A 19,803-nucleotide genomic window follows, 5' to 3' on the forward strand; every position below is an offset into this window, starting at 1 on the left:
TCACGCCTGTGCCTGCCGTGCCTCCGTCGATGATCCCTGCGCCCTCTGCCTCTCCGCCCAGTCCTCCAGCCAGTCGTGGCTCTGCATCTCGATCAGCCGCGATGCGGTGCGCTCGAACTCGAAGACTTCGTTGCCGCGCTTGGCCGTATAGAGCTGCGCCGGCGGTGCCGCGGCGCTCATCACCAGCCGCACATGATGATCGTAGAGCGTATCGACCAGCAGGATGAAGCGCTTGGCTTCGTTGCGCTTGCCTTCGCCGAGCACCGGCACATGGTCGATGAAGGTGGTCGAGAAACGGCTGGCAATGGCCAGATAGTCGCGGGCGCCGAGCGGCCTCTCGCAGAGATCGGCGAAGGAAAACCGCGCCGCCTCGCCGGCAGCCCGCGGCACCATGACGTGCCGGCCCTTCACCGTCAGCATCGTGTCGGCCGTCGGCCTGCCATGTGTCATCACCGCCCACGCGTTGTCGAGCGCATGGTCGGCGGCGGCATCGGCCGGGGTGACGTAGACCGGCATGCGGCTGAGCTTGTCGAGGCGGTAATCCTTGTCGGCGTCAAGCGCCAGCACCTGCGCGTGGCGCTCCAGGATAGCGACAAACGGCAAAAACAACTGACGGTTCAGGCCGTCGCGGTAGAGATCCTGCGGCGCGACATTGGAAGTGGCAACCAGCACCACGCCATTGGCAAACAACGCCGAAAACAACCTTGACAGGATCATCGCATCGGCGATGTCGGTGACGGAGAACTCGTCGAAGCATAGCACCCAGGCTTCCTCGGCCAGCGCGCGCGCCACCGGCGGGATCGGGTCGTCCTCCTTGGCCGTGCCGTTCTTGCGAGCCTGCCGGTGCTTCTGGATGCGGTCCTGCACGTCGGCCATGAAGTCGTTGAAATGCACCCGGCGCTTGCGCCGCACCGGCAGCAGCTCGAAAAACATGTCCATCAGCATGGTCTTGCCGCGGCCGACGCCGCCATGGATATAAAGGCCCTTGACCGCCTCGTGCACCTCGCGCTTGCGGGCGAACAACCACCCCAGCGCGCTTGATTTCTGCGCCAGCCGCTTTGCCGATATCTCTTCGATCAGCCGATCGAGCGCAGCGGCGATCCGCTCCTGCGCCGGATCGCGCCCGATGGCGCCCGTCTCGACCAGATGGTCATAGCGCTGCTTGACGGTCGCATGGGTCTGGAGGCCGTCACGCAGATGCATCGGTCACGTCGTTCCGGAGCAATTCCAAGAAAAGTGTGTAGCGGTTTTCTGTCCGGAATTGCGTAACAATGGGGGCCGTTCTCTTACCTTGTAAGCGAGATCGGCAGGCCGTTGGAAGTCTGGCCGTCGAATTTCTCGCCGCCCGAGGAATAGAGCCGTGCCAGCGTGCCGCCATTCTCGTCAAAGAGCGTCAGCTGTTTGCCGGCGACGTTCCAGGATTTGATGCCGTCGAGCGGCGCCGGGCAATGCAGCGGTCCGGCGCGGTAGCCCGAACCGAATTTGGTCTGCGGCGTCGCCACCTGACAGCTCTGGCCGGACACGCTTGCCTTCCACACGCCGGCGACGCTGGACGCGGTAAGGTCGGCCGCACCGGCTGGCGCCGTCCCGTCCGGCGGCAGCGAGGCGACCTGGGTGTTCTGCGGCGCGGTAGGAAATTTCGACGGATCGGCCGGGCCGGGTGTCGCCGGCGGCGGCAGCTGGTTTGCGGTCACCTTGCCGGCGGGCGCAGCTTCCAGGGGCGCCGGCTGCTGCTCGTCCATTGATGTGAACCGTGAGGTTGAACAGCCGCTCGCAACGAGCGCGGCCAGCGATACGGCCAGCAGGCCGGTTTTCGAAATTTTCATTCTTCAACCTCCGTCGGATCGGGCTGGGGGTGCCGTCCGCGCAATGTCCCCCTCACCAAGATGGCGAAGGTGGCGAAATTTCAACCCGATATGGTTAAAATACGGTTTGCGCCGGTAATGTTGCAAATTTGTCGCAAAATGCACATTGCCTGAATTGCGTTACGCCTTGGCCGTTTGGCCGACACCTCCGGTTGATTCGATACGGCGCGCTGGCGCCAAATCCTTGGCGTTCACCTCAAATGCTTGTGCGGGCCGGCTCCGGCATTACCTCTTGGGATCAGCAAACTGCAGGGAGCCGATTTCTTGGCCGCGAGAAAGAGAGCCGCCAACCGCTATTACAGCGGGCCGCCCAGCGATCATTTCGACGGCACCTTGTTCTTCAATCCCAACGGACGGCCGCCGGGTCGCTTTGCCGATCTGTTGAAATGGCAATTGAGCCGCGAGCGCTCGAAATGGCCGGCGGCGGATCCGAGCCCGTTTCCACCGGCAAGACCGGTCGAGCGCATCGATGGTGCAGCGCTCCGCCTCACCATGGTCGGTCATTCCTCGCTGCTCGTCCAGACAGCCGGCCTGAACATCCTGACCGACCCGGTCTGGTCGCGGCGTGTCTCGCCGCTCTCCTTCGCCGGTCCGAAACGCGTCAATCCGCCGGGCATCGCCTTTTCGCATTTGCCGCCGATCGACCTCGTGCTGGTCAGCCACAACCATTACGACCATCTCGACCTCGCCACGCTGAAGCGCCTGAAGACAAGACACGACCCGCTGCTGCTGACGCCGCTCGGCAACGACACGATCATCGGCGCTGCCGTGCCCCGTATGCGGCTTTCCGCGCATGACTGGGGCGACCGGGTCGATATCGGCGATGGCGTCGCCGTCTATGTCGAGCCGGTGCACCACTGGTCGGCCCGCGGTACTCGCGACCGGCGCATGGCGCTGTGGGCGGGTTTCGTCGTCGAGACACCCGACGCAAAGATCTATTTCGCCGGCGATACCGGCTTCCACGGTGGCATCAATTACCGGCTGATGGCGCAAAAGCACGGCGGGTTCCGCCTCGCCATCCTGCCGATCGGCGCCTACGAGCCGCGCTGGTTCATGGCGCCACATCACCAGGATCCGGAGGAGGCGGTGCAAGGCATGCTTTTGTGCAACGCCGCCTATGCCGCCGGCTGTCACTGGGGCACGTTCCGGCTCACCAACGAGCCGATCGACGAGCCGCCCAGAAAGCTCGGCGAAGCGCTCGATGCTGCCGGCCTGCCGCGGCAACGTTTTCGCGCCTTGCGGCCGGGCGAAGTCTGGGACGCGCCGGCGGTCTAGCCCGGCGACCGGCCTGACGGCGCAGGCGAACCCAAGGCTTCCATACACCTGGCTATGTGGGCGGCGTCGCGGCCTACATATGAGAGAAGGCCAGAGCCAAAGGTATGCATCCAATGGAGGCCAAGAAAATACAGGCCAGGAAAAGCCGTCACGCCACGCTGTTGAACGGGTGCACCGCGCGAATCGAAAATTGGCAAATCTATCCAGTTGTAGTCGAAGAGGTATCCCGTCCCCCAGATAACCGAGCTGACGTTCTCGCCGGAGATATCCACTGACCGGGCGCCGCCGACTTCCGCCAGGATTGGCGTTGCTGAGCGTTCATTGCCATCGCTGATGTGGTCCGCGACTTCAGGTTTCTCTGCCAACGCCTCTGCAGCGGAGACAAAATCGTCATAGGACCTATCGGCTTCAGCCAATATCTGCGAGGCATCCCCGGCCACCAACAGTTTTCCATCGGCGTATCCGAGCACACGTCCCAGCACCGTTCCGCTATCGCGGGCAAAACGGCGGACGTTCATATCGTAACCGCCATTGACACCGGTTACGACCGTCGAGGGGGGATACCGCTGCTCCGGGAAACTGTCGATGGTGATCTCGAAACGTCCCATTTTGTCGAACCACCACAAAACATCCTTGCCGCGATAGCGCCGAGGCACCCGACGATGGGGGCTGACCGAAAGATAGACATTGCGCCCGGATTGCTGGAGCTCATCGGCTATCTGGCTTCCAGATGCGCCGCTGCCCACCACCAGCACCGCTCCGGGGGGAAGTTCGTCGGGGCTGCGGTAGTTCGAAGCGTGAACCTGGTAAACGGATCGAGGCAAATCCCTGGCGGCCGCCGGTACCATCGAACGCTGGAACGGGCCCGTCGCCACTACGACATTGCGGGCTCTCATGCTGCCGGTGTTTGTCTCCAATGCATAATCGCCGGTATCCCTGTGCCGGAGCCTCGTGACCTCGACACCCTGGCGAACCGGAGCTGCAATTTTGGCCGCATAGTGCTCGATGAATCGCGTGACAGCGGTGTGATGGGCGAACCCCTCCGGTTCGGGGCCCTGATAAGAAAGCCCAGGAAGCTCTATTGCCTGGTTGATGAATTGAAATCGGAGCGAATCCCAACGCTCCGTCCGCCAGCGTTCGGCAATACGAGCGCGTTCCAACACAACATGCTCACGTTCATGTTGTTGAAGATAGTAGCTCATGGCGAGCCCCGCCTGGCCGCCACCAATAATGATTGTGTCCCAACGCTCGGTCATTGGAAATTTTACCAAGCCGTCGAGACTCAAATATGCAAGTCCCGACTTTCCTATCCGCCGGCCGCAGCTCATGTGCCAGCTAACACGTCGTTTGGATCATTCAATACTATGACACATTGCATCCGTAGCTGCATATCCCAGCCGGGTTCTCCGACCCGCCCCAGCCACCGCCGGCGGAACCCAAGGCCTCGCTGAAGCGTTTGTACGTGTTCAAACCTGTCGGCTGCGAGGTGTCTCTCATGATCAGGTGGATCATCATTCTTTTGATTATCGCGGCCGCGGCGAGCCTGCTCGGCATGCCGGCACTGGCCGGAGCCGCCGCCACCGGCGCGCGCATCCTCATCGGCATCGTGCTGATCATCTTCCTGCTGATCGTGCTTGGCGTCTTCGCGGTGACTTGAAAATCACGCCGCGCTGGTAATTTCTGCCGCTATCCGCCATATAGGCGCCAAACCGGCAAGAGACCTTTCGATCGATGGCAAGCGCGGCCCCTTTCGCCAAGATGAACGGCATCGGCAACGAAATCGTCGTTGCCGATATGCGTGGCCGTGCCGATCGCGTGACGCCTGCGGCAGCCGTCGCGCTTAATGCCGATGCGGCGACCAGGTTCGACCAGATCATGGCGATCCACGACCCCAGGACGCCGGGCACCGCCTTTTTCATCGACATCTTGAATTCCGACGGCACCAAGGCGCAAGCCTGCGGCAACGGCATGCGTTGTGTCGTCCAGGCGCTCGCCGCCGAGACCGGCCAGAAGACATTTGCCTTTGAAACAGTCGCCGGCATCCTCAATGCCGAGGAACATGCCGACGGAATGATCTCGGTCGACATGGGCAGGCCGCGCTTTGGCTGGCAGGACATCCCGCTGGCCGAGGAATTCCGCGACACCCGCATGATCGAGCTGCAGATCGGTCCGATCGATGCCCCGGTGCTGCATTCGCCGTCGGTCGTCTCGATGGGCAATCCGCACGCCATCTTCTGGGTCGACCGCGACGTCTGGTCGTACGAGCTCGAGCGCTTCGGCCCGCTGCTCGAAAACCATCCGATCTTCCCCGAGCGCGCCAACATCACCATCGCGCAGGTGACTTCGCCGGACACCATGGTCATCCGCACCTGGGAGCGCGGCGCCGGCCTGACCAAGGCCTGCGGCACGGCTGCTTGCGCCGCTGTGGTCGCCGCGTCCCGCACCCGGCGTACCGGCCGCGGCGTCACGCTGATGACGCCCGGCGGCGGCTCGCTGCATGTTTTGTGGCGCGACGACGACCACGTCATCCTGACCGGTGCCGCCGAATGGGAATTTTCCGGCAGCTTCGATCCGTCGACCGGGGCGTGGGCGCGCGACACCGAAAGCGCCGCCTGATGGCTCCTCTTGGCAACAAGGGTATCGAGGTCGTCACCTTCGGCTGCCGGCTGAACACCTATGAATCCGAGGTGATTCGGCGTGAAGCCGAAAGTGCGGGCCTCGGCGGGCTCGAAGGCGGTGCCATCATCTTCAACACCTGCGCCGTCACCGGCGAGGCTGTACGCCAGGCCAAGCAGTCGATCAGAAAAGCCCGCCGTGAGAACCCGGCTGCCCGCATCATCATTACCGGCTGCGCCGCGCAGACCGGCCCGCAGGATTTCGTCGCCATGGACGAGGTCGATCTCGTCCTCGGCAATGAGGAAAAGCTGAAGGCGCATTCCTATCGCGCGCTGCCGGATTTCGGCGTCAACGACACTGAGAAGGCGCGCGTCAACGATATCTTTTCGGTGCGCGAGACGGCCGCCCACATGGTCGACGCCATCGAGGGCCGGGCGCGCGCTTTTGTCCAGGTGCAGAACGGCTGCGACCACCGCTGTACCTTCTGCATCATTCCCTACGGTCGCGGCAATTCGCGCTCGGTGCCGATGGGCGCCGTGGTCGAGCAGATCAAGCGACTCGTCGGCAATGGTTATGCCGAGATCGTGCTGACGGGCGTCGACATGACCAGTTTTGGCACCGATCTGCCGGGCGCACCGAAGCTCGGCAAATTGGTCAAGACCATCCTGAAGCAGGTGCCAGACGCGAAACGCCTGCGGCTTTCCTCCATCGACTCGATCGAAGCCGACGACGATCTGCTGGACGCCATCGCCACCGAGCCGAGGCTGATGCCGCATCTGCATCTGTCGCTGCAATCGGGTGACGACATGATCCTGAAGCGGATGAAGCGCCGGCACAGCCGCGACCAGTCGATCCGCTTTTGCGAGGATGTGCGCAAACTGCGCCCCGGCATTGTTTTCGGCGCCGACATCATCGCCGGCTTCCCGACCGAGACGGACGCCATGTTCGAAAACTCGCTGGAGATCGTCGAGGAATGCGGCCTGACGCATCTCCACGTCTTTCCGTTTTCGCCGCGCCAGGGCACACCCGCCGCACGCATGCCGCAGCTTCGCCGCGAACTGGTCAAGCAGCGCGCCGCACGCCTGCGTGCCGCCGGCGAGGCCGCCTACCGCCGTCACCTTTCCTCGCTCGCTGGAACGCATCAGTCGATCCTGGTCGAGCGTGACGGCCTTGGCCGCACCGAGGGGTTCACGCTGGCCGCGGTCTCGGCCGGCGCTCCGGGCGACATCGTCGAGGTTGATATCGCCGGCCATGACGGTATCAGACTGATCGCCGCGCCGCTTGCCGCCCGCGCCGCCTGAGAACGCAAGACATGGCTGGTTTTTTCAAGAAGATATTTTCGTTCGGCAAGAAGGAAGTCGTCGAGGAGCGGCCCGACGAGACCGCACCGCTGCCGCCGATCAAATGGGACGAACTGGAGGCGCTGAAACCGGCCGCCGAGCAGGCCGTCCCGGAGTTTTTGAAACGCGACGAGTCGCGACCCGAAGTCGAAGCCGTACCTCCACCGCCAGTCGAACCAGAGTTGCCTCCGGCACCCCAACCGGCGCCGGAATCGCAGAAGCCTGAGCCGCCGCCGACCATTCCACCCGAGCCGGAAACGCCTGCTGAGGAACCGGAGGAGATCCGGGCCGAGCCGCAGCAGCCAGAAATCGTCCCCTCCCAGCCAGAACCTGCACCCGTCGAAGTGCCGGTAGTGCCCACCGAGGCTCCCTCAGCAGCGCCAGCGCGCGAAGTCCCTCCCGCCGAAATACCGCCCCCGATCCGGCAGCCAGCGCCGGCCGAGACGAAACCGATCTTGACCGAGATCGCGCCCGAACCGGAGGTCGTGCCGGCGCCCCACCCTCCCATCGAGGGGGAGGTAAAGCCCGAGCCAGGAGCCGTTCCGCAACCATCGCCGGAGCCAAAGCCCGCCCCCGGCAAAGTCACCGTAACCAAGAAGGTCGAGCAGAAAGCCGAGCCGCAGAAGGCGCCCGAACCGGCGCCGAGGCGTTCCTGGTTCCAGCGCATGCGAGACGGGCTTGCCCGCTCTTCCAAGGAGTTGTCGGGCAACATCGCCGGGGTCTTCACCAAGCGGAAACTTGACGAGGACACGCTGCAGGACCTGGAGGATGTGCTGATCCGCGCCGATCTCGGCATGGAGACGGCTTTGCGCGTTACCGACGCGCTCTCCGCCAGCCGCTACGGCAAGGACGTCTCCGACACCGAAGTCCGGGCCATCATGGCGGCCGAGGTTGAGAAGGTGCTGACCCACGTCGCCATGCCGTTGGAGCTCGACCTCAGCCACAAGCCGCATGTCATCCTGGTGGTCGGCGTCAACGGCACGGGGAAGACCACGACCATCGGCAAGCTGGCGGCGAAGCTCACCGATGGCGGTCTTTCGGTGATGCTCGCCGCCGGCGACACCTTTCGCGCAGCCGCGATCGAGCAGCTGAAGATCTGGGGCGAGCGTACCAACTCGCCGGTCATTGCCTCGAAGCTCGGCGCCGATGCCGCCGGCCTCGCCTACGATGCATTCGAGCGCGCGAAGGAGGCCGGCTCCGACGTGCTGATCATCGACACCGCCGGGCGGCTGCAGAACAAGACCGAACTAATGGCGGAACTGGAAAAGATCGTCCGGGTGCTGGGCAAGCTCGATCCGGAAGCGCCGCACACCGTGCTGCAGACGGTCGATGCCACCACCGGCCAGAATGCGCTCAACCAGGTCGAGATCTTCCGCAATGTCGCCGGCGTCAACGGCCTGGTGATGACCAAGCTGGACGGCACGGCGCGCGGCGGTATTCTGGTGGCGATCGCGGCAAAGCATAAATTGCCGGTCTATTTCATCGGCGTCGGCGAACAGGTCGACGACCTCGAACCCTTTTCCGCAAGCGAATTCGCCAGGGCGATCGCTGGCGTGGCTTGACGAGCATGATCCCAAAAAGTTGCAGGCTTTTTGGATTTGGATCATGCGTAAGAAGGACGCTATGAACCCACCCATCCTCGAAGGCGACCCGTCCGATCCGCGACGCAGGGCGTTGAACCCCGGCCTGAAATTCCTGCTCGAACTCGGGCCTGGCCTGGTGTTCTTTTTCACCACCATCCGCGGCGCGTGGCTTGTCGGGAAATTTCCGATCCTCGGCCATATCGGCGAGCCTATCCTGATTGCCACAGCGTTCTTTATGGTGGCGACGGCGCTGTCGCTCAGCGTTTCGTGGATTTTGACGCGCAGCTGGCCGATCATGCCATTGGTCTCGGCCATCGTGGTGTTTGTGTTTGGCGCGCTGGCGCTGTGGCTGCAGGACAAGACCTTCGCTTTCATGAAGCCGACAATCATCAACAGCCTGTTCGGCATCACGTTGCTTGGCGGGTTGGCGTTTGGCAGATCGCTGTTGGGCTATGTCTTTGATTCCGCCTTCAATCTCGACGCCGAAGGCTGGCGCAAGCTCACTTTCCGATGGGGGCTCTTCTTCCTTTTTCTGGCTGCGCTGAACGAGATCGTGTGGCGCAACTTTTCTGAGGAAGCCTGGCTTTATTTCAAGGTCTGGGGCACGATTCCCATTACCCTTGTCTTCACGTTAAGCCAAATGCCGTTGATCCTGCGCCATTCGCTCGAGGACAAGACCGGCAAGGAAGAGAAGGCCGGCAAATAGAGCAATTCCAGGAAAGTGTGTAGCGGTTTTCCCGGGAAAAGCGCGTAGCGCTTTCCCTAGGGAATTGCGTCAGAATAAGAGGAGAGGGGCATGGAATTCATCACCACGCGCGACGAGTTGAGGACGATCTACAAGACGCCTCGGCCGACTGACGGCTCGATCCGCAAGGAACTGAAGGCATTGGACGGCCACTGCCGTTCCTTCATCGGCAAGAGCCCTTTCGTGCTGATCGGCTCGTCCGACGGCGCCGGCAATGCCGATGTGACGCCCAAGGGCGACAGGCCGGGCTTCGTAACAGTGCTCGACGAGAAGACCATCGCCATCCCCGACCGACCCGGCAACAACCGGCTCGACACGCTGGAGAACATCCTTCTCAATCCCTCGATCGGGCTGCTCTTCCTCATTCCCGGCATGAACGAAACGCTGCGTGTCAATGGCGATGCCCGCATCACCGTCGATGCGGCATTGCGTGAGCGGCTGGCGGTCGACGGCAAGGCACCGCAAAGCGTCGTCGTGGTGACGGTCAAGGCCGCCTACATGCATTGCGCCAAGGCCTTCATGCGCTCCGAATTGTGGAAGCCGGAGAGCTGGTACGACCGCGCGACGCTGCCGACGCTCGGCCAGATCCTGCGCGACCAGTTGGCGCTCGCCGATTCGGCCGAGGCGACCGACCGCTGGCTGGACGAGGAATACAGGGAGACCATGTGGTAGCGTGATCGGCAACGAATCGCCCAAGCCGGTCTCCATTCCTTTGCTCAACATCCTCGCCATCTCCGGCAGCCTGCGCGCCGCCTCGACCAATTCGGCCCTGCTCGCGGCACTCGCGCAAAACGCGCCGCCGGACTGTCACGTCTCCGTCTACGATGGGCTTGGCCGGCTGCCGATTTTCAACCCCGATGAGGAAGGCGAGCGGACGCCGCTGCAAGCAGCAGTGCTGATCGATGCGGTCACCGCCGCTGACGGCGTCATCGTCTCCTGCCCGGAATATGCCCACGGTGTGCCAGGCGGCCTGAAGAACGCGCTTGACTGGCTGGTGTCGCGCGATGCCGCCGTCGGCAAGCCGGCCACGCTGGTCCACGCCTCGCCGCGCTCGCTGTTTGCCCGCGCCGCACTGGCCGAGGTCAACGGACAATGTCTTTCGCGCTCCATGGGGAAGCAGCGCTCGAAATCGCGCTGCTCGGCAAGAGGCCGCCGGAGGTGGAGGATATCTTATCGCAGCCGGAAAACCGGCTGACGATGCGCCGCGCCGTTTCGGCCTTCGCGGGCTTCATCCGCTCGCGGTGAACGCCGGACCGTGCTTTCGTCATCCCAAGGTCTCCGCGACGGAGCTTCGCTCCTGCTCCGCCCTGGGATGACGACGCTAGGAGCTGCGGCCAATCTGTGCCGAGAACTATCCGTTGCCCCTCCGCGTCTCGACGTCGGTCTCGCCGACGAACCAGTCGCGTGCAGCGACCTCCTCGAAGACTATCCAGACATCATTGTTGGTCAGGCCGGTGACGCCGGTGATGGCCGCCGTCACCTGGGCGGCGATCGCGGCCTTTTTGCCGGCCGGGTCATCGGCAATCACCTCCTTGACCAGGCGGATATTCACGAATGGCATGGTTCCCTCCCTTGCATATGCTTGGCGGCCGCTCAGTAGGTTTTGGCGCCGTTGACCATGAGCCGGACCATGTAGAGGGATGTGGTGCCGGCGATGTAGAGGCAGTTCAGCTTGTTGCCGCCGAACACGCAATTGGCGACGACTTCCGGTACCTTGACCTTGCCGATCAGCGTCCCGTCCGGATCGTAGCAATGGACCCCGTCGGCGGCACTGGTCCAGATGCGGCCGTCCGCATCCAGCCTGAAACCGTCGAACAGGCCGGCGGTGCAGTCGGCAAAGACCTTTTCGCCTGAGACCGTCTTGCCGCCCTGGTCGACATTGAACACCCGGATGTGCGCCGGGTTTTGGGCGCCATGGGTGCGGCCGGTGTCGGCGACATAGAGCTTGCTTTCGTCGAGCGAGAAGGCGAGCCCGTTGGGCCTGACCATGTCGGTGATCACCGCCTCGGTCTCGCCGGTGCCGGGATCGACCCGGTAGACATGGCAGGCGCCGATCTCGCTTTCGGCCTTGTCGCCCTCGTAATCGGTATCGATGCCGTAGCTCGGGTCGGTGAACCAGATCGAGCCGTCGGACTTGACCACCGCGTCATTGGGCGAGTTCAGCCGCTTGCCGCGCCATTTGTCGGCGATGGTGACTACCGACCCGTCATGCTCGGTGCGGCTGACGCGGCGGCCGGAATGCTCGCAAGTAACCAGCCGGCCTTGCCGGTCGACCGTGTTGCCGTTGGAATTGCCGGACGGCTGACGGAACACGCTGACGCTGCCGTCGGTCTCGTCGTAACGCAGCATGCGATTGTTCGGGATGTCGGACCAGACCACATAGCGCCCGGCCGCGAACCAGGCCGGTCCTTCCGCCCATCGGCAGCCGGTAAACAGCCTGTCGACCTGTGCATTGCCGTTGAACAGCCGCGAAAAGCGCGGATCGAGAACTTCGTAGAATTCGCTGGCCATGGTTCCTCCCGGTAGCAGTCGCTTGGCAAGGCGCGATCAAGCCAGCCCACGATCGATATGGCAAGATCGATGATGCGTCAGAAGCATTATGGAAGCGAATGCTGGCCCGGACGGCAGGTCACATCCCGTTAACCGGCTATGCGCCCAGCGCAATGGTGCATTGCAACATCTTATTTTTGCAATGCACCATAACTATGTCATGCTCCGTATCGATCAAGGGAGGAACAACTGGCCGCGAAACGCGGCGCAAAAAGGAAACTCGCTATGATCATCGACAGCCTCATGAGCCGCGCTCGCGCCAGCATCGCCAAGCGCCGGCATTACAACCGCCTCGTCGCCGAAATCGACAGCTTCAGCAGCCGTGACCTCGCCGACATGCGCGCCGACCGCAGCGAAATGCTCTACCAGGTCCACAAGCAGATCTACGGCTGAGTCTTCGGTCGACCTATCACGTGGTCGACCTATCACGTTCGTCATCCTTGGGCGTAGCGACGCAAAGCGGAGCAAAGACCCTAGCATGACGAAACGGCGGGCCATCAGCCCGGCATGGCCAGCGCCTTCTCGATTTCGGGTAACAGCAGCGTCCGCGCCGAGTCCGGCGTCAGCGGCCCTACATGCTTATAGGCGATCTTGCCATCCTTGCCGATGACGAAGGTCTCCGGCACGCCGTAGACACCCCAGTCGATCGCCGTGCGTCCGGCCTCGTCGACGCCGATCGCCTGGAATGGGTTGCCGAGATCGCCAAGGAACCGACGGGCGTTTTCCGGCTGGTCCTTGTAGTTCAGCGCCGCCATGACGAAGCGTCTGTCCTGCGACAGCGCCAGCAGCACCGGATGCTCTTCGCGGCACGGCGCGCACCAGGACGCGAAGACGTTGACCAGCGTCACCTTGCCGGCGAACTGTTTTGAATCGAGGCCCGGCAAATTGGTGCCTTCGAGCGCCGGCAGGTTGGTCTGCGGCGCCGGCAGGCCGATCAGCGCTGACGGCACTTCCGACACGTCGCGCCCGGACAAAAGCTGCGCCAGGAACAATCCCGCCAGCCCGAGAAAGACCAGCAGCGGCAGCAGCACGATCAGGCGGCGGCGCGCCGGTGTTTGGGTTTCCGTGCTCATGATTTTACTGCCTTATCGGAGCGCCGGCGCACGCCGGATGCCTCCAGCTCGGCAAGCTCTCGCTTGCGGCCGCGCTGGTCGAGCAGAATCCAGCCGATCAGCCCGCCCAGCACCACGGCCGTGATCGCATAGGCGGCGGTGACATAAAGCGCATGTACGCTCATGCTTTTCGCTCCGCGGCGCTTTCCAACCGGTCCGTCTCACGCCGTTCCAACATGTCTTCTCTTAACGCTGCGCCATCGGCTCCGCAATTGTTCGCCGCGCCGCAGGCATGAGCTGAAGCCAACACATCAATCCGTTCCGTGCCGCAGCGCCAGCGCCGCCGCCACAGGGCCGAGCACGGCAAGAAACAAGGTCAGCGCGGCAAGAATGAGGAAGGGCTGCAGGAATGGATCGGGGTCCGCCACCGCGCCATAGCTTGCCGATACGCCGAAGATCAGCACGGGAATGGTCAGCGGCAGCACGAGCACCGAGATCAGCAGCCCGCCACGCGGCAACGCCACTGCCACCGCTGCACCGGCAGCACCGATGAAGGTGATCGCCGGCGTGCCTACCAGAAGCGTCAGCGCCGTCGCACCGATGCCGATGGGCTCCATGTTCATGAACAGGCCGAGCAAGGGAGCGGCGATGACCAGCGGCAGCACGCTTCCCGCCCAATGCGCCAGGCATTTCGTCAGAACGGTCAAGGCCAGCATGTGCCGGTCGTTGCCAAGCACCAGAAGATCGAGCGAGCCGTCCTCGCGGTCGGCCTGGAACAGCCGGTCGAGGCCGAGCAGGCAGGCCAGCAAGGCGGCGATCCACAGGATCGCCGGGCCGATGCGGGCCAGCAGCTTCAGCTCGGGACCGACGCCGAAGGGGATGGTCGCGATAACGGCGAGAAAGAAAATCACGCCGGTAAGCGCCCCGCCGCCGGCGCGGATACTCAGGCGGATGTCGCGTAGGAAGATGGCTAGCATGATGTGAGATGCTTTCGCCTGGGCACCCCCCTCTGTCCTGCCGGACATCTCCCCCTCAAGGGGGGAGATTGGCTGTCAGGACAGAGGGGGGCGTGAAGGAATGCCAACATCAGCCGGTCATCCTCAATTCCTTTCCCTCGATCCCAAGCGGCAAATGCGTCGCCGCAACCACGATCCCCCCACTCTCGAGGTGTTTCCCCATCAATTCGCCGAATCTCTCCTCCGAAGCCTTGTCCAGTCCTGCCGTCGGCTCATCGAGCAGCCACAATGGCCGGTGGCTTACCAGCAGTTTTGCAATCGCCGCGCGGCGGCGTTGCCCGGTCGAGAGATAGCCGAACGGCAGATGGCCGATGCCGCCCAGCCCGACGGTTTCCAGCGCCTCTTCAACACCCGCGGAACCGGCGCCCGAAAAATCGCGCCAGAAGCACAGGTTTTCCGTAACGCTCAGCGCCGTCTTCATCGCGTTGAGGTGGCCGAGATAGTGACACGCCGAGGCGGCCGACGGAAAGTCTTCGCCACCATCTTCGAACCGCACACGGCCTGCCGCCACCGGCAACAGCCCGGCGACGATCCTGAGCAGCGTCGATTTGCCGGCGCCGTTCGCCCCGGTGACGACCAGCGCCTGGCCATCCCCCAGCGCGAATTCGATGCCGGAAAATACCGTCTCGCCGCCGCGTTCGCCGCCCAGATTTTCGGCGATCAGCCGCATCCGTCCCCCTTCGCCGAAAGTTCAGGTGCGGCTTCGGTGCGCCGCAGCAAAAATGGCGAATCCGTGTCTAGAACTATTCCAGAAAATTCTCTATATCCGCATCATCCGTGCCAGCGGTCGGCACGGGAACCGAATTTGCGCCGAACCAGCGCGCGTGCCGCCTTGAACGGCCCGGACGCTTGGGAACGGATAGCGGAAATGGCCGTACCCGCACCTTTGCGCGTGATTTGCATGCCCACTGGCGTCCGTTCCCTTCCGGCAACCGACAGTTAGGGATCGCACGTGTCCAAATCACTCGACAGCTTCAATTGCCGCCGCACGCTGACCGCCAGCGGCACCGAGTACATCTACTATGACCTTGTCGAGGCCGAAAAGAACGGCCTCACCGGTATTGCCCAATTGCCCTATTCGATGAAGGTGCTGCTGGAGAATCTGCTGCGCAACGAGGACGGCCGTTCCGTTACCAAGGAGAGCATCCAGGCGGTCGCCGGCTGGCTGACTGACCGGGGCACCGCCGGCGTCGAGATCGCCTATCGCCCGGCTCGCGTGCTGATGCAGGATTTCACCGGCGTTCCAGCCGTGGTCGACCTTGCCGCCATGCGCGACGCCATGGCCTCGCTCGGCGGCGACCCGCAAAAGATCAATCCGCTGGTGCCGGTCGATCTAGTCATCGACCACTCGGTCATCGTCGACGAATTCGGCACGCCACTGGCTTTCGCCCGCAATGTCGAGCTTGAATATGAGCGCAACGAGGAACGCTACAAATTCCTGAAATGGGGCCAGCAGGCGTTCCGCAATTTCCGCGTCGTGCCGCCCGGCACCGGCATCTGCCATCAGGTCAATCTTGAGTATCTCGGCCAGGTCGTGTGGACCAACAGCGAAGATGGCGAGACCACCGCTTATCCCGACACCTGCGTCGGCACCGATTCGCACACCACGATGATCAACGGCCTTGGCGTTCTCGGCTGGGGTGTCGGCGGCATCGAGGCAGAGGCCGCGATGCTTGGCCAGCCGGTCTCGATGCTGCTGCCGGAAGTCATCGGCTTCCGGCTCACCGGCAGGCTGAGGGAAGGCGTTACCGCCACCGACCTGGTGCTCACCGTCACCCAGATGCTGCGCAAGAAGGGCGTCGTCGGCAAGTTCGTCGAATTCTTCGGGCCGGGCCTGTCCAACATGACGCTGGCCGACCGCGCCACCATCGGCAACATGGCGCCGGAATATGGCGCCACCTGCGGCTTCTTCCCGGTCGACAGCGAAACCATCCGCTATCTCACCATATCCGGTCGCGACGAAAGCCGCATCGCCCTGGTCGAGGCTTATTCGAAGGCGCAAGGCTTGTGGCGCGATGCCGGCTCGGCCGATCCGGTCTTCACCGACCTGCTGGAGCTCGATCTCGGCAGTGTCGTCCCGTCGATGGCCGGCCCGAAGCGGCCTGAAGGCCGGGTCGCACTTGAAGACATTCCGGCCGGCTTCGCCAAGGCCATGGAGACCGAATACAGGAAGGCCGCCGAAATCGACAAGCGCTATGCCGTCGAGAGCACGGACTACGATCTTGGCCATGGCGATGTGGTCATTGCCGCCATCACCTCCTGCACCAACACCTCGAACCCGAGCGTGCTGATCGGCGCCGGGCTGTTGGCGCGCAACGCCAACCGGCTCGGCCTCAAGCAGAAGCCGTGGGTCAAGACCTCATTGGCGCCGGGCAGCCAGGTCGTCGCCGAATATCTCGAGAAATCCGGCCTGCAGAAGGAGCTCGACCAGATCGGCTTCAACCTGGTCGGCTTCGGCTGCACCACCTGCATCGGCAATTCCGGCCCGTTGCCGGCGCCGATCTCCAAGACCATCAACGATAAGGGCTTGATTGCTGCGGCAGTCTTGTCCGGCAACCGCAATTTCGAAGGCCGCGTCTCGCCCGACGTGCAGGCGAACTATCTCGCCTCGCCGCCGCTGGTCGTCGCCCACGCGCTGGCCGGGACCGTGACCAAAGATCTGACCACCGAGCCGCTCGGCGACGATCGCAACGGCAGTCCGGTCTATCTCAAAGACATCTGGCCAAGTTCGGTCGAGATCCAGGAATTCATCGAGAAGAACGTCACGCGCGAATTGTTCGCCCGCAAGTATGCCGACGTCTTCAAGGGCGACGAGTACTGGCAGAATGTCAAGGCGCCGGAAGGCCAGACCTATGCCTGGGACGACAATTCGACCTATGTGCAGAACCCACCCTATTTCGCCGGCATGAAGTCAGGCTTCGGCAAGATCGGCGATATCAAGGGCGCGCGTGTGCTCGGCCTGTTCGGCGACAAGATCACCACCGACCACATTTCGCCGGCGGGTTCGATCAAGGCGGCCTCGCCGGCCGGCAAGTATCTCACCGACCACGGCGTCGGCGTCGCCGATTTCAACCAGTACGGCACACGCCGCGGCAATCATGAGGTAATGATGCGCGGCACCTTCGCCAATATCCGCATCCGCAACCATATGCTGGGCGAGAACGGCCGCGAGGGCGGCTACACCATCCATTACCCCTCGAAAGAAGAGGAATCGATCTACGACGCCGCGATGCGCTACAAGAAGGAAGGCGTGCCGCTGGTCATTTTCGCCGGCGTCGAATATGGCAACGGCTCGTCGCGTGACTGGGCGGCCAAGGGCACCAATTTGCTGGGCGTCCGCGCGGTCATCGCCCAGTCCTTCGAGCGCATCCACCGCTCCAATTTGGTCGGCATGGGCGTGATCCCCTTCGTCTTCGAGGAAGGCACCTCATGGGCCTCGCTCAACCTCAAGGGCGACGAACTGGTCGAGATCGACGGACTGAGCAACATCAAGCCGCGGCAGAAGATGATCGCCAGGATCACCTACGGCGACGGCAGCGTCAAAGAGGTTCCGATCATCTGCCGCATCGATACGCTGGACGAGCTCGACTACTTCAAGAATGGCGGCATCCTGCAATACGTGCTGCGCGATCTGGCCGCTTAAGGGAGTAGGGCAATAAGGGAGTAGGGCAGTAGGGTGAAGCAAGGAGAAGCGACTTATTCCCCTACTGCCCTACTGCCCTACTGCCCTACTGCCCTACTGCCCTACTGCCCTATTCCCCCAATTCCCGGCTTTCCAAACCGCGCTGTCGCCGCCAGCAGCACGCCGAGCATCAGCCCGTTGAATATGTGCCACAGGAAATGCGTGCCGAGCGGAACGCCGCCGCAGACCAGCGGATCGATCATCCTGCAGATGACCGACACGACGAAGATCGCCGAACCCGCCAGATTGTACCAGCCGGCGCGATTGCCGCTGGCCGCCACCCAGGCGCCGAAGAAGGCGAGCGCCAGAAACGGAGGCAGATAGCCGGTCGTCCCGTTCGACGCCTGGCGCAGCCAGTCGGGCACGGCAAAGGTCACCAGCCCGGCAACGGCGTAAAAGGCGACGAAGATGGCGATCGCCTTGCCCCATTTCATGCCGAGAAAACGTCGCAGGTTGAACAGCGTGTAGGCCAGCGTGAACCCTGCAATGGGCAGCACGTCGGCCAGGATCATTGCCCTTGTGGCAAAGGTGTGGAACAGCGACGAGCCGACGCCGATCGCCACCACCCACCAGGCCAGCACTTCGGCGAAGGTGCCGGTGCCGCGCTTGCGCACCTGCCAGACACCCCATAGCCCGGCGGCAAAAAAAGCCAGATTGCTCAGCGCATTGAGCGGTTCGGCCCAGAATTCCGGCCCCGTCCGTTCGCAATAGAGGTCGACCGGCGCCAGGAGAGATTGCCACATGCTGATTGCCGCCCGAATCGCTTCCATCGTGAAGTGCAAGTCCACCTATTGCGCCCTTGCCAGCGGTTGCAACGGCAAAATTTCACCGCAACGTGACTTCCCGTTGACTGCCGCTTCTGCCACATATTTCGACAACCAGAACAAAGCCGGCGTCACCGGCGGGATCGGAACGGCCATGCCATCTCGAAGACCATTGCGGCTTGCGGCCCTTGCGCTGGCCCTCTCGGCGTTTGCCGGCAGGGCCCTTGCCGAGCCAACCGACAAGCCATTAGGCGTCGTCGAGCTCTTCACCAGCCAGGGATGCAACTCCTGTCCGCCGGCCGACGAATTCTTCGCCGAGCTTGCCGCCAAGGAGGACATCGTCGCGCTCGCCTATCATGTCGATTATTGGGATTACCTCGGCTGGCAGGACACGCTGAGCCGCAAGGAAAATACCGAGCGGCAATACGAGTATATGCGCGCCTTCGGCAGTCGTTCCGTCTACACCCCGCAAGCCGTCATAAACGGCCGCAGCCATGTCAACGGCGCCAGCCGCGAGGAAGTCGACGGCGCGCTGGCCCGCATGGAGAGGGTCGGCGAAGGCATGCGCGTCGGCATCAAGGTCAGCCGGACCAGCGATCGCGTCATGATCGATGCCGGCGACGCCGTGACCGGCCCCACCGACGCGCATGTCGTCATTGTCTATTTCAACCCGCCACAGACGATAAAGATCGGCAAGGGCGAAAACAGCGGCCGCAGCATGACCTACTGGAACGCCGTCTCCACCATCCAGACCGCCGGCATGTGGCACGGCAAGGCGCAGCGCTACGAACTGCCGATGAGCGAGATCGCCAAGAAGGGCGGCTGCGCCGTGCTGCTGCAGTCGGTCGGCAAAGACGGCATGCCCGGGCCGATCCTGGGCGCAGCCTTTATCCGCAAGCCTTAAGCGGGGACCTCTCCTTCTCCCCTTGTGGGAGAAGGTGGATCGGCGCGCAGCGCCGAGACGGTTGAGGGGTGCTGGAAGAATTGAGGCGGCGGCGATTTCAAGGAAATTGCCAAGCTGGAACACCCCTCATCCGTCGCCTTCGGCGACACCTTCTCCCACAAGGAGACCTTTGCACAGAAGCCGATTGGTGATTCTGTGATGATGGTCGAAGCAGGGAGATTCGGGATGGCGGATCGTGTTCTGGGTCAGTTGAGTCTGGCGGACGGGCTGGCGGCGTCGGACGAGACGATTTTCGACCTGGTATCGAAGGAACTGGACTGGGCACCGATCCGAACATTGCTGGGTCAGCGCAGCGGTCCCGGCTCGGGCAACACCAGCTACCCGGCGGAGGCGCTGGTGCGCTGTCTTTTG

At 63.2% G+C, this 19,803-nt stretch carries 22 protein-coding genes; 12 read left to right on the forward strand and 10 right to left on the reverse strand.

Annotated elements, in window-relative coordinates; all coding sequences use genetic code 11:
* Positions 1–1,203, reverse strand: coding sequence for a cell division protein ZapE (zapE, locus tag NKI58_RS13685; protein WP_352782825.1), 1,203 nt, complete (start codon positions 1,201–1,203; stop codon positions 1–3).
* Between the two features lie 83 nt (positions 1,204–1,286).
* Positions 1,287–1,826 carry a protease inhibitor Inh/omp19 family protein gene (locus NKI58_RS13690; protein ID WP_352593778.1) on the reverse strand — a complete coding sequence of 180 codons (540 nt, stop codon included), beginning with the start codon at positions 1,824–1,826 and terminating at the stop codon, positions 1,287–1,289.
* A 303-nt stretch (positions 1,827–2,129) separates the two neighbouring features.
* On the opposite strand from NKI58_RS13690, the gene NKI58_RS13695 reads away from it, so the two are divergent.
* Positions 2,130–3,140 carry an MBL fold metallo-hydrolase gene (locus NKI58_RS13695; RefSeq protein WP_352782822.1) on the forward strand — a complete coding sequence of 337 codons (1,011 nt, stop codon included), beginning with the start codon at positions 2,130–2,132 and terminating at the stop codon, positions 3,138–3,140.
* Here the strand turns inward: NKI58_RS13695 and NKI58_RS13700 are convergent.
* On the reverse strand, positions 3,137–4,396 hold the full coding sequence (locus NKI58_RS13700; RefSeq protein WP_352782819.1) for a flavin-containing monooxygenase: 1,260 nt from the start codon (positions 4,394–4,396) through the stop codon (positions 3,137–3,139). The two genes, NKI58_RS13695 and NKI58_RS13700, sit on opposite strands and share 4 nt — an antisense overlap.
* A gap of 239 nt (positions 4,397–4,635) precedes the next feature.
* Here NKI58_RS13700 and NKI58_RS13705 point away from each other — a divergent pair, with 239 nt between their 5' ends.
* The 7 genes from NKI58_RS13705 (at position 4,636) to NKI58_RS13735 (ending at position 10,619) form a co-directional block, all read left to right on the forward strand.
* Positions 4,636–4,797: a DUF1328 family protein gene (locus tag NKI58_RS13705; RefSeq protein WP_031195454.1), complete on the forward strand. Its 162-nt coding sequence runs from the start codon at positions 4,636–4,638 to the stop codon at positions 4,795–4,797.
* Between the two features lie 74 nt (positions 4,798–4,871).
* Positions 4,872–5,756, forward strand: coding sequence for a diaminopimelate epimerase (gene dapF, locus NKI58_RS13710; RefSeq protein ID WP_352782817.1), 885 nt, complete (start codon positions 4,872–4,874; stop codon positions 5,754–5,756).
* Positions 5,756–7,057: a tRNA (N(6)-L-threonylcarbamoyladenosine(37)-C(2))-methylthiotransferase MtaB gene (mtaB, locus tag NKI58_RS13715; RefSeq protein WP_352826735.1), complete on the forward strand. Its 1,302-nt coding sequence runs from the start codon at positions 5,756–5,758 to the stop codon at positions 7,055–7,057. Before dapF ends, mtaB begins: the two co-directional genes overlap by 1 nt.
* A gap of 11 nt (positions 7,058–7,068) precedes the next feature.
* Positions 7,069–8,658 (forward strand): signal recognition particle-docking protein FtsY, encoded by a 1,590-nt coding sequence (ftsY, locus tag NKI58_RS13720; protein WP_352824156.1) that lies wholly within the window; start codon positions 7,069–7,071, stop codon positions 8,656–8,658.
* A gap of 61 nt (positions 8,659–8,719) precedes the next feature.
* A complete protein-coding gene (locus tag NKI58_RS13725) occupies positions 8,720–9,385 on the forward strand; it encodes a septation protein A (RefSeq protein WP_352783622.1) in 666 nt (221 codons plus the stop codon).
* 90 nt (positions 9,386–9,475) lie between these two features.
* Positions 9,476–10,096, forward strand: a complete 621-nt coding sequence (locus NKI58_RS13730) for a pyridoxamine 5'-phosphate oxidase family protein (protein ID WP_352456344.1) — start codon at positions 9,476–9,478, stop codon at positions 10,094–10,096.
* Position 10,097: 1 nt separating this feature from the next.
* Entirely contained in the window at positions 10,098–10,619 is a 522-nt protein-coding gene (locus NKI58_RS13735) for an NADPH-dependent FMN reductase (RefSeq protein WP_352782811.1), read from the forward strand.
* A gap of 156 nt (positions 10,620–10,775) precedes the next feature.
* Here the strand turns inward: NKI58_RS13735 and NKI58_RS13740 are convergent, their stop codons facing one another.
* Positions 10,776–10,985 carry a tautomerase family protein gene (locus NKI58_RS13740; protein ID WP_352782809.1) on the reverse strand — a complete coding sequence of 70 codons (210 nt, stop codon included), beginning with the start codon at positions 10,983–10,985 and terminating at the stop codon, positions 10,776–10,778.
* A 32-nt stretch (positions 10,986–11,017) separates the two neighbouring features.
* Positions 11,018–11,935 (reverse strand): SMP-30/gluconolactonase/LRE family protein, encoded by a 918-nt coding sequence (locus tag NKI58_RS13745; protein ID WP_352782807.1) that lies wholly within the window; start codon positions 11,933–11,935, stop codon positions 11,018–11,020.
* A 264-nt stretch (positions 11,936–12,199) separates the two neighbouring features.
* On the opposite strand from NKI58_RS13745, the gene NKI58_RS13750 reads away from it, so the two are divergent.
* Positions 12,200–12,367, forward strand: coding sequence for a hypothetical protein (locus NKI58_RS13750; RefSeq protein WP_023721879.1), 168 nt, complete (start codon positions 12,200–12,202; stop codon positions 12,365–12,367).
* 104 nt (positions 12,368–12,471) lie between these two features.
* Here NKI58_RS13750 and NKI58_RS13755 read toward each other — a convergent pair whose 3' ends face one another.
* From NKI58_RS13755 to ccmA, 4 genes are all read right to left on the reverse strand, one after another.
* Positions 12,472–13,047: a DsbE family thiol:disulfide interchange protein gene (locus tag NKI58_RS13755; protein ID WP_352622350.1), complete on the reverse strand. Its 576-nt coding sequence runs from the start codon at positions 13,045–13,047 to the stop codon at positions 12,472–12,474.
* Complete coding sequence (ccmD, locus tag NKI58_RS13760) at positions 13,044–13,211, reverse strand: heme exporter protein CcmD (RefSeq protein WP_352456348.1); 168 nt, start codon at positions 13,209–13,211, stop codon at positions 13,044–13,046. The genes NKI58_RS13755 and ccmD overlap by 4 nt, the downstream gene beginning before the upstream one ends.
* A 126-nt stretch (positions 13,212–13,337) precedes the next feature.
* Positions 13,338–14,003 carry a heme exporter protein CcmB gene (ccmB, locus tag NKI58_RS13765; protein ID WP_352622368.1) on the reverse strand — a complete coding sequence of 222 codons (666 nt, stop codon included), beginning with the start codon at positions 14,001–14,003 and terminating at the stop codon, positions 13,338–13,340.
* A gap of 109 nt (positions 14,004–14,112) precedes the next feature.
* Positions 14,113–14,712, reverse strand: coding sequence for a heme ABC exporter ATP-binding protein CcmA (gene ccmA / locus NKI58_RS13770; protein WP_352782803.1), 600 nt, complete (start codon positions 14,710–14,712; stop codon positions 14,113–14,115).
* 282 nt (positions 14,713–14,994) lie between these two features.
* Here ccmA and acnA point away from each other — a divergent pair, with 282 nt between their 5' ends.
* Positions 14,995–17,685: an aconitate hydratase AcnA gene (gene acnA / locus NKI58_RS13775; protein ID WP_352782800.1), complete on the forward strand. Its 2,691-nt coding sequence runs from the start codon at positions 14,995–14,997 to the stop codon at positions 17,683–17,685.
* Positions 17,686–17,786: 101 nt separating this feature from the next.
* Here acnA and NKI58_RS13780 read toward each other — a convergent pair whose 3' ends face one another.
* A complete protein-coding gene (locus NKI58_RS13780; RefSeq protein ID WP_352623544.1) occupies positions 17,787–18,467 on the reverse strand; it encodes a ceramidase domain-containing protein in 681 nt (226 codons plus the stop codon).
* A gap of 175 nt (positions 18,468–18,642) precedes the next feature.
* On the opposite strand from NKI58_RS13780, the gene NKI58_RS13785 reads away from it, so the two are divergent.
* A complete protein-coding gene (locus NKI58_RS13785) occupies positions 18,643–19,392 on the forward strand; it encodes a DUF1223 domain-containing protein (protein WP_352622358.1) in 750 nt (249 codons plus the stop codon).
* 225 nt (positions 19,393–19,617) lie between these two features.
* Positions 19,618–19,803 (forward strand): hypothetical protein (locus NKI58_RS13790; protein ID WP_352825234.1); only part of this gene is annotated, 186 nt, incomplete at its 3' end.

It is taken from the genome of Mesorhizobium sp. M0522 (assembly GCF_040321085.1).
Classification (GTDB): domain Bacteria; phylum Pseudomonadota; class Alphaproteobacteria; order Rhizobiales; family Rhizobiaceae; genus Mesorhizobium.

Bases quoted from the DNA above. Each gene is read 5' to 3' on its own strand.
- ccmB (WP_352622368.1), bottom strand. From the start codon at position 14,003: ATGCTAGCCATCTTCCTACGCGACATCCGCCTGAGTATCCGCGCCGGC.
- NKI58_RS13745 (WP_352782807.1), bottom strand. From the start codon at position 11,935: ATGGCCAGCGAATTCTACGAAGTTCTCGATCCGCGCTTTTCGCGGCTG.
- ccmA (WP_352782803.1), bottom strand. From the start codon at position 14,712: ATGCGGCTGATCGCCGAAAATCTGGGCGGCGAACGCGGCGGCGAGACG.
- NKI58_RS13740 (WP_352782809.1), bottom strand. From the start codon at position 10,985: ATGCCATTCGTGAATATCCGCCTGGTCAAGGAGGTGATTGCCGATGAC.
- NKI58_RS13725 (WP_352783622.1), top strand. From the start codon at position 8,720: ATGAACCCACCCATCCTCGAAGGCGACCCGTCCGATCCGCGACGCAGG.
- NKI58_RS13780 (WP_352623544.1), bottom strand. From the start codon at position 18,467: ATGTGGCAATCTCTCCTGGCGCCGGTCGACCTCTATTGCGAACGGACG.
- mtaB (WP_352826735.1), top strand. From the start codon at position 5,756: ATGGCTCCTCTTGGCAACAAGGGTATCGAGGTCGTCACCTTCGGCTGC.
- zapE (WP_352782825.1), bottom strand. From the start codon at position 1,203: ATGCATCTGCGTGACGGCCTCCAGACCCATGCGACCGTCAAGCAGCGC.
- dapF (WP_352782817.1), top strand. From the start codon at position 4,872: ATGGCAAGCGCGGCCCCTTTCGCCAAGATGAACGGCATCGGCAACGAA.
- NKI58_RS13690 (WP_352593778.1), bottom strand. From the start codon at position 1,826: ATGAAAATTTCGAAAACCGGCCTGCTGGCCGTATCGCTGGCCGCGCTC.
- ccmD (WP_352456348.1), bottom strand. From the start codon at position 13,211: ATGAGCGTACATGCGCTTTATGTCACCGCCGCCTATGCGATCACGGCC.
- NKI58_RS13785 (WP_352622358.1), top strand. From the start codon at position 18,643: ATGCCATCTCGAAGACCATTGCGGCTTGCGGCCCTTGCGCTGGCCCTC.
- NKI58_RS13705 (WP_031195454.1), top strand. From the start codon at position 4,636: ATGATCAGGTGGATCATCATTCTTTTGATTATCGCGGCCGCGGCGAGC.
- NKI58_RS13730 (WP_352456344.1), top strand. From the start codon at position 9,476: ATGGAATTCATCACCACGCGCGACGAGTTGAGGACGATCTACAAGACG.
- NKI58_RS13755 (WP_352622350.1), bottom strand. From the start codon at position 13,047: ATGAGCACGGAAACCCAAACACCGGCGCGCCGCCGCCTGATCGTGCTG.
- NKI58_RS13700 (WP_352782819.1), bottom strand. From the start codon at position 4,396: ATGACCGAGCGTTGGGACACAATCATTATTGGTGGCGGCCAGGCGGGG.
- ftsY (WP_352824156.1), top strand. From the start codon at position 7,069: ATGGCTGGTTTTTTCAAGAAGATATTTTCGTTCGGCAAGAAGGAAGTC.
- NKI58_RS13750 (WP_023721879.1), top strand. From the start codon at position 12,200: ATGATCATCGACAGCCTCATGAGCCGCGCTCGCGCCAGCATCGCCAAG.